This is a genomic window from Streptomyces thermospinosisporus (assembly GCF_039526425.1).
Classification (GTDB): domain Bacteria; phylum Actinomycetota; class Actinomycetes; order Streptomycetales; family Streptomycetaceae; genus Streptomyces; species Streptomyces thermocarboxydovorans.
On record NZ_BAAAIZ010000003.1, the window covers coordinates 1 to 12,126 of the forward strand.

15 protein-coding genes are annotated in these 12,126 nt (G+C 70.5%); 11 read left to right on the forward strand and 4 right to left on the reverse strand.

What is annotated here, in order from left to right; genetic code table 11:
• Window positions 1-493: 493 nt before the first annotated feature.
• The 11 genes from ABD207_RS01165 to ABD207_RS01215 all read left to right on the forward strand — a co-directional run bounded on the left by ABD207_RS01165 (window position 494) and on the right by ABD207_RS01215 (window position 8,223).
• Complete coding sequence (locus ABD207_RS01165) at window positions 494-841, forward strand: ATP-binding protein (RefSeq protein WP_344009234.1); 348 nt, start codon at window positions 494-496, stop codon at window positions 839-841.
• Complete coding sequence (locus ABD207_RS01170; RefSeq protein ID WP_344009236.1) at window positions 838-1,263, forward strand: DUF6415 family natural product biosynthesis protein; 426 nt, start codon at window positions 838-840, stop codon at window positions 1,261-1,263. The genes ABD207_RS01165 and ABD207_RS01170 overlap by 4 nt, the downstream gene beginning before the upstream one ends.
• Window positions 1,260-1,964 carry a hypothetical protein gene (locus ABD207_RS01175; RefSeq protein ID WP_344009238.1) on the forward strand — a complete coding sequence of 235 codons (705 nt, stop codon included), beginning with the start codon at window positions 1,260-1,262 and terminating at the stop codon, window positions 1,962-1,964. Before ABD207_RS01170 ends, ABD207_RS01175 begins: the two co-directional genes overlap by 4 nt.
• A 194-nt stretch (window positions 1,965-2,158) precedes the next feature.
• Complete coding sequence (locus tag ABD207_RS01180; protein WP_344009240.1) at window positions 2,159-3,136, forward strand: radical SAM protein; 978 nt, start codon at window positions 2,159-2,161, stop codon at window positions 3,134-3,136.
• 1 nt (window position 3,137) lies between these two features.
• The gene (locus ABD207_RS01185) at window positions 3,138-3,932 is read left to right on the forward strand and encodes a hypothetical protein (RefSeq protein WP_344009242.1); all 795 of its coding nucleotides are present in this window, start codon (window positions 3,138-3,140) and stop codon (window positions 3,930-3,932) included.
• A gap of 89 nt (window positions 3,933-4,021) precedes the next feature.
• On the forward strand, window positions 4,022-4,882 hold the full coding sequence (locus ABD207_RS01190; protein WP_344009244.1) for a hypothetical protein: 861 nt from the start codon (window positions 4,022-4,024) through the stop codon (window positions 4,880-4,882).
• Window positions 4,804-5,415: an AAA family ATPase gene (locus ABD207_RS01195; protein ID WP_344009246.1), complete on the forward strand. Its 612-nt coding sequence runs from the start codon at window positions 4,804-4,806 to the stop codon at window positions 5,413-5,415. The genes ABD207_RS01190 and ABD207_RS01195 overlap by 79 nt, the downstream gene beginning before the upstream one ends.
• Window positions 5,416-5,468: 53 nt before the next feature.
• Window positions 5,469-5,900 carry an NUDIX hydrolase gene (locus tag ABD207_RS01200; RefSeq protein ID WP_344009248.1) on the forward strand — a complete coding sequence of 144 codons (432 nt, stop codon included), beginning with the start codon at window positions 5,469-5,471 and terminating at the stop codon, window positions 5,898-5,900.
• A gap of 102 nt (window positions 5,901-6,002) precedes the next feature.
• Window positions 6,003-6,518, forward strand: a complete 516-nt coding sequence (locus tag ABD207_RS01205; protein ID WP_344009250.1) for a hypothetical protein — start codon at window positions 6,003-6,005, stop codon at window positions 6,516-6,518.
• Between the two features lie 41 nt (window positions 6,519-6,559).
• Window positions 6,560-6,913 carry a hypothetical protein gene (locus ABD207_RS01210; protein WP_344009252.1) on the forward strand — a complete coding sequence of 118 codons (354 nt, stop codon included), beginning with the start codon at window positions 6,560-6,562 and terminating at the stop codon, window positions 6,911-6,913.
• Window positions 6,913-8,223 (forward strand): phage portal protein, encoded by a 1,311-nt coding sequence (locus tag ABD207_RS01215; protein WP_344009254.1) that lies wholly within the window; start codon window positions 6,913-6,915, stop codon window positions 8,221-8,223. Before ABD207_RS01210 ends, ABD207_RS01215 begins: the two co-directional genes overlap by 1 nt.
• Here the strand turns inward: ABD207_RS01215 and ABD207_RS01220 are convergent.
• From ABD207_RS01220 to ABD207_RS01235, 4 genes are all read right to left on the reverse strand, one after another.
• Window positions 8,126-8,809: a response regulator gene (locus tag ABD207_RS01220; RefSeq protein WP_344009354.1), complete on the reverse strand. Its 684-nt coding sequence runs from the start codon at window positions 8,807-8,809 to the stop codon at window positions 8,126-8,128. The two genes, ABD207_RS01215 and ABD207_RS01220, sit on opposite strands and share 98 nt — an antisense overlap.
• 85 nt (window positions 8,810-8,894) lie before the next feature.
• Window positions 8,895-10,154 (reverse strand): sensor histidine kinase, encoded by a 1,260-nt coding sequence (locus tag ABD207_RS01225; protein ID WP_344009256.1) that lies wholly within the window; start codon window positions 10,152-10,154, stop codon window positions 8,895-8,897.
• Between the two features lie 25 nt (window positions 10,155-10,179).
• Window positions 10,180-11,049 carry an ABC transporter permease gene (locus ABD207_RS01230; protein ID WP_344009258.1) on the reverse strand — a complete coding sequence of 290 codons (870 nt, stop codon included), beginning with the start codon at window positions 11,047-11,049 and terminating at the stop codon, window positions 10,180-10,182.
• Between the two features lie 44 nt (window positions 11,050-11,093).
• On the reverse strand, window positions 11,094-12,023 hold the full coding sequence (locus ABD207_RS01235) for an ABC transporter ATP-binding protein (RefSeq protein ID WP_344009260.1): 930 nt from the start codon (window positions 12,021-12,023) through the stop codon (window positions 11,094-11,096).
• Between the last annotated feature and the right edge of the window lie 103 nt (window positions 12,024-12,126).

The window sequence follows — 12,126 nt, forward strand, 5'->3', positions numbered from 1 at the left end:
GACCCTATGCCCCACCAGCGCAAACGCAGTCCTCACGTCCGGAAAGACAACAGCTTCTCACTTCGCCCCCAGATATCACGCCTCGGCCTGATGGCGGCCCACCTACGGATCATTCCCTTTGCACGAAGGGGATACCGCCGTCTCAGACCAGTGCAACACAACTTGCCCAGATGGCAGTTGGCTTGCAGTCAGGTGACAGTCCGCCACCCTCAATGGCGCCGAGACGGCAGTTCCACGACATGGCGATGACACCGCGTGCAGTACCACGCTGATCACCACCCTCGCTGAGAGTGTCCAGACGCATACAGGAACGTGACTCCTGTGGCGCCGGCGGACCGACCCCCAAGAGGACGTGATGACGACGACAGCCGTACGGGCGCCTCGCGCGGTCCCATGCCGCCGCGGCAGAGACGTGATGAGCGAACGCTTCAAGGTCTCCGCCCCTGGCGGAGGCTTACCACCCCGCCGTGAGGACGCATGCCGGGTCGGGATCATGCGCCGCATCGCGGCCGCGCGACTCCGCTACTGCGGACTCGACTCGATGCTGGACGACGTGATGCTCGTGGTCTCGGAACTGCTGACCAACGCCATCCAGCACAGCGGCACCACGGAGATCAGCCTGAGTATCACCGTGGAAGAGGACGGGTTCCTGTGCGTGAGGGTGCGAGACGGCATGCCCGGCGCGTGCACCGCCCAGCACCCCAAGGACACCGAGGAATCGGGGCGTGGCCTGCTGCTGGTCGACGCCCTCACCAAGGGCCGGGGCGGTGACTGGGGGACCGACGCCACCGGCGCCGAGACCTGGTGCCTGCTCGCCATGCCGGAGGCGACTGAGGCATGACGACCGTCCTCTCCCCGGGCTGGGCCCATCCCGTTCGCGCGGCCGTGCCGCCCTTCACCGAGGACGGCTTACGGAGGGTCCTCGAAAAGGTGCAGCGCTGGGCGCCGTACGTCGACGGCTCCTTACTCGACGACGACGCGGCCGTGCTCGACGACTACTCGCCCACCGAGGACGAGGTCGACGAACACGCCCAGCGGCTCCGAGGCCACCTGATGCGGCTGGTGAACCTCGCCATCACCTCCCGGATCGACGAGCGAGACGAGCGCGTCGCGGACCTCGTCGCTCGGGGCCGCGAGATCCGCAGCGAGGAGACCCCCAGCGATCACCGCCGGGCCGTCAGACACGTCCGACAGATGGCGTGGACGCTCAACGAACTCCTCGAACTCCTGGTGACCAACCAGTGCCTTACGGAGGAGCCGTGACCTTCCCGTCCCTCCGCCTGACGTACAACCCGCGGGCCGTGCAGACGAACGACAGAGCCCTCCCCCTGGTCCCCTACATCACGCAGCGGGCAGGGGAAGACGCAGCACCGGACAACCTGATCATCACCCGGCACCGTTCCGGCCCACGGCTGTACTACGCCGACGAAGACCCGCGAGACCGCGACCCGCGCGGCGTGCTCTGGGCCCGCTGCGGGTGGAACCCCGTCGACGGCGAAGGCCGCATCACCGGCGAGCCCCAGTGGAAGCTGATGCACCCCCACCGGCAGATGGCCTGCATGCAGACGATGGTTTGCCAGGTCTGCGCGCAGCCAGCGCGTACTCCGCTGGGCTTCATCTTCCTGGCCGGCCCCCGCGACGAGGACCTGGACCAGCCGAGCATCATCACCAACCAGCCGCCCGTGTGCCGCAAGCACGCGCGCGCCGCCGCACGACTCTGCCCGCACCTCGAAGGCGACCCCCTGGTCTTCCTGGTCAAGAGCGCGCCCCTCTACGGGGTCACCGGAACCCTGTACGGCCTGGACGGACACGGGGTGAGGGTCGTCGCACAGCCTGACGCCCCTCTGCCCTACGGCCACCGGAACCTCGGAACCTTCCTCGCCTCGCAACTCGTGCGGCGCCTCCGCTCTTTCACGGTCGTCCGCCTCGACGAGCTGCTCGAGGGCCTGGCCGCGGCCGCATAGATCCCCTGCCCGGTGGCCTCATGACACTCGCTCTGCGGCCATCGGGCAGGCAGCAAGCTCCGCCCGCATGACAACGGCAGTCGGCACGGGCGGAGAACGGCGCTGGGGCCAACGTCCCCCTCGTAGGCCCCAGCGCCGGGCCCTCGGGGCGCGCGCAACAGCCGCTCCCCTCGGATCGACAACGGAGGAACACCATGACCGACCTCGGGATGCTCACCGTGCCGCCGCAGAGGCACAGGGACCTCGGCGGCGGCGTCGGGTATGCGTTCAACGGTCAGCACTTCGACGCCCCGAAAGACGCCGACGTGGCCACGATCGCGGCCACGCTCCAGGCGCCGCTCTCGGTGATCATGCAGGTCACGAAGTTCTGTGACTACGACTGCTCGTTCTGCTCCGAGACCCTGCGGATGCCCGATCCGACCCTCGAACAGCTCGACCAGATCCGCCAGCACCTCGCCGGCGTCGCCCGGGTCTTCCTGTCCGGCGGCGAGCCGCTGATGCGGAAAGACTTCGGGGAAGTCGTCGACATCTTCACCGGCCACCACATCGTTGCCGTCCCCACGAACGCCACGCACGCCCTGGACCACGCGCGCAACATCGCCGGGAAGATCGCGTACGCCAACGTCGGGTTCGAGGGCCCACGCGCCACCTTCAAGCGCGTGCGCGGCGACTACGACAAGACCATGGCCGGCGTTCGCGCGCTGCAGGAGGCCGGTATCCCCCTCGCCCTGTCGGCCGTCGTCTACCGCTCCACCCTGTCCGTGCTGCCGTACACCGTGCAGATCGCCGACGTCCTCGGCGCGACGAAGGTGAAGCTGATCCTGCCGCTACGCAAGGGCAACGCCCTGAACCTCGCCGACCACGAGTTCATCACCACCGAGGAGGCAGAGACCACCTTCGCGCGGCTCAAGGAGCAGCGGGCCGAGATGCAGTGGTCCCCGGCCCTGCGGCTGACGGCATGGACCCCGGAGAACGAGGGCCACATGATCGTCATCGAGCCGAACGGAACGGCGCGCGCCTGGCCGGTCTACGACGCGCCGGACCTCTGGGAGAACCTGGGCAACGTCCTGGAGGAGCCCATCAGCGAAATCTGGAAGCGGTACCGCTTCAAGGAGAACCACGTCTCGAAGTACGTCGGCCGCTCGATCCACGCCGTGGCCCAGGGGGTGTGACGTGCTGGAACGGACGAACTTGGCCTGGCCCGAGACGCCGTTCGGCTCGGTGACCCGGCCCGTGCAGAAGCCGGCCACCTGGCTGACCGGGCTCTCTCTGATCTGGGGGGAAGCCGATGGGGACATAGTCCTCATGGGCTCCGCCGCGGTGTTCATGAAGGTCCACCGCACCCGTTCCCTCGAGGTCTCCGCGCCCCTCGCGAACTTCGGCTACCGGGTCCTGCTTCCGGAGTCTCCGGAGGAGACGACGGCCATCGCACGGCAACTCGACGTCGTGCTCGTGCAGGCCCGGCGGAAGGCTCAGATCGTCGCCTGGCACAGCGGTGCTGACGACCTGCACGTCCTGCAGCAGCTCCCCCGCGCCGAGGGCGAGCCACGGTATCCGGGCGTGACCGCCCTCGCGGACGCCTGGAAGAACCGTGCCCGCCGCGACCCGGCCACCGCCCGCTGCGTGGACACCAGTCACGACCTCGGGCCGGCCGGACTCGTCAGCGACACCGCCCTGGCACACGACCTGGTCCCGCTCGGACAGTTCGCCGGCGCCCACCAGCAGGCGCGGGCGCAGGAAGCGTGCGAGGCCCTGGCCGGGCAACGGCGCGAGAAGGTCTCGCACGACGGCCTCGCCTGCAGCGTCCTCTCGTCCGCCGTCACCACCGCTCTCCTCGGCGGCAAGCACGCCCGCCGCCTGCACTGGGAGGACAAGCTGAACGTCGAGGACATGCTTCGACAGGTGGCGTGGGAGGCCGCTCCCTCCCTCCTGGGAGGCGTGCTCTCAACCCAGCACACCCCCGCCTGACCCGACTCGGCTTCGGGCAGGGAAGCCGCCTAGTACGGTCCGGTCGGGCCCCGTTGGCAAGGCCCGACCGGACACCAGGAAGACACCACATGATCATCACGAGCAGCATGCCCACCGCTCGCGCGTTGGAGCCGCCTACCCCACGCACCGGAACGATCCGGGTCGCGTCCATCGACGTCGAATGGACGAAGAACTACAAGATCAAGAACGGGCAACGGCCCTTCTGCTACAGCGTGGCGTGGCTCGACCTGCCCGCAGACCGGACCCCCGACCTGTCGACGACACCGTTCGAGTGGACCAGCGTCTACGTCGACGAGCCCGGCGAGATGGACGCCCTGATCCGGCACGCTGCGGCGTGCGTGGCCTCAGCCGCGGAGACGGCCACCATCATCACCGGCCACCAGTTCTGTTCAGACCTGTCCGTCCTCCAGGCCAACGCCCCCACGGACGCTGTCCCGATCCTTGAAGCGGCCCGGGAGCAGTGGCGGCAGCGGCGCGACGCCGACCCCGAGAGCAGCCACTACGTGGACACCCGGTACGACGCGGGACACCTCCTCACCGGGACCTCCCGCCGCCTGGTCGACGTGTGCACCGAACTCGGCCTCGACGTCACCCAGCCCGAACTGCTCAAGAAGTCCATGCCGGCCTGGCACCGGTCCTGGGTCGAGGACGGCGACGCCGAGGGCCGGGAACGGGTCAGCGTGCTGAACCTCCGGCACTCCGTGTCCACCGCCTACGTTGCCGCCCTCACCGCCGGTCTCGCTCAACGGCCGGACACCAGCCTGAACGTCAACCAGGTCCTCGCCGAAGGCGCCAAGGGCGCCTGGTCCTGGCTCGAAACGCCCACCTTCACCGCCCTCCTGGAGGAACCGTGCCCATCCGCGAGTGCCGCGTTATCGCCGTCGAAGGCACCCAAGCCGCGGGCAAGACGACGTACGTCCACGCGCTGACCGCCCACCTACGAGAGCAGGGCGTGAACGTCACGTGCACCGGCGAACCGGCCCGCACCAGCCCCCTCATGGAGAGCATCGTGCTCCACGGAGAAGGGAACTTCGACCTCGTCGCAGAGCTGGACCTGCTCGCCCAGCACTTCACCGTGCCCCTGCGCGCCGCTCGTCACCACCAGGTCCTCATCACCGACAAGACCCCCGCGAACGTGCTCGCCCTCGCGGGCCTGGTCCTCGACCCCACCGAACCGGGCACCGGCGCCGTCCTGGCCGCCGCGGAAGCCCTGTGCCGGGCCTGGATGCCAATCGCCTACGACGCCGTCGTGTACTGCCGTGACCGCTACGACCAGAAGGCCGGCGGCGACCGCATGCGGGAGAAGGTCCTGGACCTCCAGGACGACGCAGACACGGCCATCTACGAGGCGTGCCGGACCATGGGCGTGCCGATGCTGGAAATGCCCGTGGGACTGACGGTCAGCGAGCGTGTCCAGTGGACGATGAAGCGAGTTGAGGAGATGGGGCTGGTCGCGGTCTGATCCCCGCTAGAGTCCCCTCCCGGGAAGCGCCCACCGGTCGGAGGACGAAGCAAGTGCCCCAGCAGCCCGTGAACGACGTGATGCTCATTCTGGAGCGCAACGGCGCCGTGTGCCTCGCTGAACGCCGAGGCACCGGCTACGCCGACGGGATGCTGAACCTCCCCTCCGGCAAGCTCGACGACGATGAGGACGTGTTCGACGCCGTACGGCGAGAGGCCCTTGAAGAGGTCGGCGTCACCATCGAGCGAGACGCCCTACGGATCGTGCACGTCATGCACTTCCGGAACCCCGAAGGCGAACCCCGAGTCGGCTGGTTCTTCGCCGCCCGGCACTGGGAAGGCGAACCCCGCAACATGGAGCCCCACAAGTGCGCCGGCCTTTCCTGGCACGACGCTGACCACCTGCCGGACAACACCGTTCCCTACAACGCGCTGGGCATCTCCCACTGGCGCAAGGGCGAACCGTTCTCCGTGCACGGCTGGTAGAGGACAGAGCAGAGCACGACGTGTAACAGATCACCGTCGTTGACGTTTGGGCTGTGAAGGGGGTTGACGCTTTACGTCACCCCGCAGCGACCCGGAGGAACGGTGACTACCGCGATAGCTCCCCTCTCGTCCAAGACCGGCAGGGCACACCTGCAAGAGTCCCTGTGCTCCTGGCTCGCCCCGGAGGACGCGCCGCCCGCACCCGAGACCAAGACCGTGGAGGAGCCCACGCCCGAACCCGACAGCCCGGCCGAGGCCCCTGCGGACGAGGCGAAGCCCGACCTGTCGCACGTCTGGGTCGTCGCCGCGGAGATCGAGGTCGCGCCGAAGGTCGCGAAGGTGGCCGACTACCGCGGCAGCTTCAAGGCGACCGAGGGCCTGCGCATCGACGCGCTCGAGGTCTACTGCAAGGGGTGCAGGCGCCCGTACGACGAAGTCACCGGGCAGGACTGCGCGGCCAAGATCGACAACCGGCACCTGATCGGTGGAGACCAGAGCACCCGCGCGAAGCGGAAGATCCCCGTCCCGCCCCGAAACGCCCGCGTCGTCCCCGGCGGCCGTATCCAGCGCCGCGGCATCGAAGCCTACGTCGGAGGAGTGTCCCGGCCCCCACGCTGACCGCGCGACACTAACGCCGCCCACTGCCCAACCTGCGCGGCGTGACTACTCAGCGAACCTCCTGGGCGCTCGCGCGTGAAGCCGCCGGCCTGTTCCTCACCGCGTTCGGCCTGCTCGGCGTCCTCGGCGCGTTGGGCGCACTCCACTGGGCCGCCGGACTCTCCGCAGCGATGGCCGGCCTCCTGACCACGGGCATCCTCATACGCCCGAAGCCGACCGCCGCACGCTGGGCGCACATCGCCCGCGCCGCCGTCTGCCTCCTCGGATACGGCGGCCTCACCGGCTGCGCGTTCGCCCTCTGCGCCCCGCTGGGCTGGATCGGCGTCTCCCTGGCGGTCGTACTCGTCGGCCTGTGGCTCACCACCCGTGAGCACGAGAACGAGGGGGCCGCCTGATGGCCCGCCAGTTCCTCCCCACACTCCGCGGACTCCTCGTCCCCCGCACCGCCGCGGCCGCACCACCCACCGAGACGAAGGACCTCCTCGCGGGCAACGCCTACGTGTCGATGACGTACGCCGGCGTCACCAACGTATGGGGCACACCCGGCCGCGCGGACGGCTGGGACATGGAGCGCGTCATTGTCGAGGGCTACGAACGGTCCATCTGGACCTTCAAGTCCGTCGAAGCGATCAGCAAGCACGCCAGCACCCTCCCCATCCAGATCGGCCGCGGCGGCGACGAACGACGCTTCGAGGAGACGCTCGACAGCCACCCGCTGTTGAAGCTCCTCAACAAGCAGGCGAATCCGCTGGAAACCGGCGACGTCTTCAAGAAGCGGCTGAGCGCGCAACTCCTTCTGTCCAAGAAGGGCGTGTTCATCGAGAAGACCTACTCACGCGGCGGCACCCTCGTCCGCCTGGACCTCCTTCCCCCCGACCGCGTCCAGATCATCCCCGACGACCGCAACGCCGACTACGTGAAGCACTTCGAGTTCACGGACTACAGCGGCCACGTCCGGGAGCTGCTGCCCAGGCACGTCATCTGGATCCGGGACCCTCACCCAACAGATCCTTACTGTGGGGTAACCCCGCTCGAGGCTGCGGGCCTGTCCGTCGACCTGGACGTCAAGGCCCGCACGTACAACATCAGCTTCATCGACAACGACGGCCGCCCCGGCGGCATCATCGGTATCGACCTGGACGGCGTCGACCCGCGGGAAGTCGAACGCATCCAGAAGCGGCTGGCCCCCGGCGCGCACAACGCCGGACAGAAGCGGCTGGCCCCCGGCGCGCACAACGCCGGACAGCTCACCCTCGTCGGCACCGGCCCCGGCGGCGTCACCTACGTCGACACCTCCGCCCGGCCCCGCGAGATGGCCTACGAAACGCTGTCCAGCACGGCCAAGGGCGAGATCCTGGCCGCCTTCGGCGTGCCCGAAAGCATCGTCGGCAACGCCTCCGAGCGGACCTACGCGAACGCCGACCGCGAGGAGTACCAGTTCTGGGACCACACGGAGCTGCCGCACCTCAACCTGATCGCCTCCGGCTTCGACCCGGACCTCGATGACGAGTGGATCGTCCGCTTCGACACCTCCAGCGTGCAGGCGCTCGAGTTCCCCCGCCGACAGGCCCGCGAGGAAGCCCGCAAGGAGTGGGAAGCCGGGCTCATCACGATCGACGAGTACCGGGAGATCGCAGGGCGGCCGGCCCGGCGCCCAGGATGCCCCGTTCGTACGCCGTCGCCACCGCTGCCGCACGGTCGTTGACGCCCAGCTTGGCGTAGAGGTGGGTGAGATGGGTCTTCACCGTGGCCTCGCTGATGAACAGCTCGCGGGCGATCTCGCGGTTGGAGGTGCCCTTGGCGACCAGGGCGAGGACCTCGCGTTCGCGGGGTGAGAGGGGCTCGTTGGCGGGGGCGGGGGCGCGGACCGCGGAGACCAGGCGGGAGGCCACCGCCGGGGACAGCACCGTGCGGCCCTCCGCCGCCGCGCGCACCGCGGCGAACAGCTCCTCGCGCGGGGCGTCCTTCAGCAGATAGCCCGTCGCGCCCGCCTCGATCGCGGGGATGGTGTCGGAGTCCGTGTCGTACGTGGTCAGGACCAGGACCTTGGCGCGGGCGCCGCGGCGGGTCAGTTCGGCGATGGCGTCGACCCCGCCGCCGCCCGGCATGCGCAGGTCCATCAGGACCACGTCCGGGTCGAGTTCGGCGACCAGCGCGACCGCCTCCACACCGTTCGCCGCCTCGCCGAGCACGGTGAAGCCGGGCGCGGACTCGAACATGCCCCGCAGCCCGTCCCTCACCACGGGATGGTCGTCGACGACGAGCAGGGAGATCGCGGCGTCCCCGGGCACGGCGTCCCCGGGCACGGCGTCCTCGGGCACGGCGTCCCCGGGCACGGCGTCCTCGGGCACGGCGACGCTCTCGTCATCGGTCACGTCATCGGTCATGGCGCACCAACGGTACGCGGGCCGACACCGCCGTGCCGTACCCCGGTTCGGACTCGACGGTCAGCGAGCCGGCGATGCGTTCGGCGCGGGCGCGCATGCCGTCGAGGCCGAAGCCGCCGGTTCCGGTGCGCTCGGGCAGCGTCAGCGGGTCGAAGCCCCGGCCGTCGTCGCGCACGTCGAGGGTGACCTCGTCGCCCATGAAGCTGAGCGTGACGCCGACGCGCGAGGCGGACGCGTGCCGGGCGGCGTTGGCCAGGGCCTCCTGGGTGATGCGCAGCAGCGTCGCCGACACCTCGGCGTGCAGGTGCTCCTCCGTGCCGGTGAGCGTGAAGTCGGCCCGTACGCCGTTCTGTTCGGACCACCGGGCGACCAGTTTCTCCAGGGCCTGGGGCAGTCCGTCGTGGGTCAGGGCCACGGGTGCGAGGTTCTGCACCGCGCGGCGGGCCTCGCCGAGGCTGTGGCGGGCGAGGTCGGCGGCGCGCCGCACATGCTCGTGGGCGGCCGCCGGGTCGGGTGTGCTCGCGACGACCTGGAGCTGGGCGATGATGCCGGTCAGGCCCTGCGCGATGGTGTCGTGGATCTCCGCGGCCAGCCGCCTGCGCTCGTCGGCGATGCCCGCTTCCCTTGCCTGCAGCAGGAGTTGGGCGTGCAGGGCGGCGTTCTCGTCGAGGGCCTGCTGGAGGGCGGCGTTGGTGCGTTCGAGTTCGGCGATGGTGGCGGCTCGGACGCGGGAGCGTTCCTCCTCCTGTGCGGAGAGGTCGCTGATCACCGTCAGCAGCACGTTGTTGACCACCAGCAGCCCGGCGAACAGGGCCCACTGGGCCCCGCTGCGGAACGGCATCCCGCCGGCCTGCGAACCGGCCACCGCCACCGAGCAGGCGAACGGCCCGGCCCGCTGCCACCGTTTCCCTCCGGGAAGCAGCTTGTCGGCGTCGAAGTAGCCGGTGACGGCGTAGAACGCGAAGAAGGGGTTCAGCCAGGTGAGCGCGAAGCCGAGCGCCCAGCGCAGGGTGTAGTACACCGCCCCGGCGGGCGTCGGCCCGGGGCGGGACCGGCCGGCCCGACCCCAGTACAGCTGCAGCGCGAACGCCGCGAGCACCAGCACCGCGGCCGCGTACCGTTCGGCCGTGCTCGGCATCAGCTCGGCGGTGGCCGCCGACAGGATCGTCGCGCCGCCGAGCAGTCCGTACGGCCCCCACCTGCGGAACAGCTCCCAGCGCCGCTCGATGTCCGTGTCCGCCGCCGTCATCCCCCCAGTCTGCACGGGCGCCGTCCTACTCCCACCGGAACCAGCGGCTCGCCGCGGCCGTCAGCAGCACCGCCCAGGCGGCGAGCACACCCAGGTGGGACAGCGACGGCCAGTCGCCCGCGGCCGCCTGGTCGAGGGCGCGGGCCGCCGCGCCGAACGGGGTGAACCCGACCACGCGGGCGAGCACGTCCGGCATGGCGGCCACGGGCACCCAGACGCCCGCGCAGAACATGCTCGGGAAGAACACCGCGGAGCCGACCGCGGCCGCGATCTTCGCGGTGCGGGCACGCGCCGCCACCAGGGCACCCATGGCCAGCGCGGCGGCGACCGCCGGCAGCAGGGCGAGGACGTATCCGAACGGCTGCTGCGGCAGTTGTACGCCGAAGGCGAGCCGGCCCACCGCGAGCGACAGCAGCGCAGACGCCAGGGCCGCGGCGCCGTGCAGGGCCATCTGCGCGGACAGCAGGGCGGACGGGCGGACCGGGGTCGCCGACATGCGGCGCAGGATGCCGCGCTCCCGGTAGCCGGTGACGACGGGCGGCATCGCCTGCACTCCGGCCGCGATCAGGGCGACCAGCACGGCCACGGGCACATAGGTGTCGATGAGCCGGATGCCGCCGAGATCGTCGCTGACCTTCAGGAACGGCGGGATGCAGCCGAGGATCGCCAGCAGCAGGGGCGGGAACACCAGGATCCAGAAGAGGTTGCCGGGTTCACGGCCGAAGAGCCGGGCCTCGGCTCGCAGCACGGCGTTGCGGGGGGAGGCGCCCCGGCGGGCGGTGGTCCGGTCGGACGTCTGATCGGCGGTCTGATCGGGCGTCTGGTCGGGGGTCTGATCGGGCGTCTGGTCGGGGGTCTGATCGGGGGTCTGATCGGGGGTCTGAGTGGCGGTCATGGTCCGGCTCCCGTCCGGGTGTCCCGTGAGCGGCGTCTCGGGCATCAGGTCGTCGTCAGGTCGAGGAAGGCGTCGTCGAGCGTGGCGTCGGTGACGCGGAGCTGGTGCGCGGTGATCCGGCGCCGGGCGAGGAGCGAGATGACCGCGTTGACGGTCTCGTCGGTGCCGCCGAGCGTGATCCGGCCGTCCTTGTGCTCGACGGAGGCGAGCGCGGGCAGCGCGGCCACCTCCTCGTCGTCGAGGGGTTCCGACGGTGTGAACGAGATGACGGTGCAGCCCGCCGCGCGGCCGATCAGCCCGCGGGGTGTGTCGAGCGCGGCGATCCGCCCGTTGTCGATCAGGGCGATCCGGTCGCACAGGCGCTGCGCCTCCTCCATGAAGTGCGTGACGAGGAGGACGGTGACGCCGCGGGCGCGGACGTCCTCGATGAGCTGCCAGGTGTCGCGGCGGGCGCGCGGGTCGAGCCCGGTGGTCAGCTCGTCGAGCACCACGATCCTCGGGTTGCCGACCAGCGCGAGCGCGATGAACAGGCGCTGCTTCTGGCCGCCGCTGAGCTGGGCGAACCGGGTGGCGAGCTGCCCGGTGAGGCCGAGGCGTTCGGCGAGCGGACGCCAGTCGGCGGGGCTCGGGTACAGGGCGGCGTACAGCTGAAGCGCTTCGCGCACGGTGAGCTTGGGCTGGAGCTCGCTCTCCTGCAGCTGGGCGCCGAGGACCCGCGTCACCGCCTCGTGGTCGGCGACCGGGTCGAGCCCGGCGACACGGATGCGGCCCGCGTCGGGGAGGCGCAGGCCCTCGACGCACTCGACGGTGGTGGTCTTGCCGGCACCGTTCGGGCCGAGGATCCCGAAGATCTCGCCCTCCTCGACCGCGAAGGAGACGCCGTCGACGACGGTCCGCCCGCCGTAGGACTTGCGCAGGCCGCTGACTTCGACGACCGGCCCAGAGGCGGTCGTCCTGGTGCTCGCCGTGGTCATGCGACGAGCGTCGCCGACGGGCCGGGTGCCCGGCATCGGCCATCACGCTCGAAGCGGCATCATCCGATCGGCCGATGCCGCGGTACGACCTCGCCGGGGCGTT

Bases quoted from the DNA above. Each gene is read 5' to 3' on its own strand.
- ABD207_RS01165 (WP_344009234.1), top strand. From the start codon at position 494: ATGCGCCGCATCGCGGCCGCGCGACTCCGCTACTGCGGACTCGACTCG.
- ABD207_RS01170 (WP_344009236.1), top strand. From the start codon at position 838: ATGACGACCGTCCTCTCCCCGGGCTGGGCCCATCCCGTTCGCGCGGCC.
- ABD207_RS01180 (WP_344009240.1), top strand. From the start codon at position 2,159: ATGACCGACCTCGGGATGCTCACCGTGCCGCCGCAGAGGCACAGGGAC.
- ABD207_RS01190 (WP_344009244.1), top strand. From the start codon at position 4,022: ATGATCATCACGAGCAGCATGCCCACCGCTCGCGCGTTGGAGCCGCCT.
- ABD207_RS01215 (WP_344009254.1), top strand. From the start codon at position 6,913: ATGGCCCGCCAGTTCCTCCCCACACTCCGCGGACTCCTCGTCCCCCGC.
- ABD207_RS01225 (WP_344009256.1), bottom strand. From the start codon at position 10,154: ATGACGGCGGCGGACACGGACATCGAGCGGCGCTGGGAGCTGTTCCGC.
- ABD207_RS01230 (WP_344009258.1), bottom strand. From the start codon at position 11,049: ATGACCGCCACTCAGACCCCCGATCAGACCCCCGATCAGACCCCCGAC.
- ABD207_RS01235 (WP_344009260.1), bottom strand. From the start codon at position 12,023: ATGACCACGGCGAGCACCAGGACGACCGCCTCTGGGCCGGTCGTCGAA.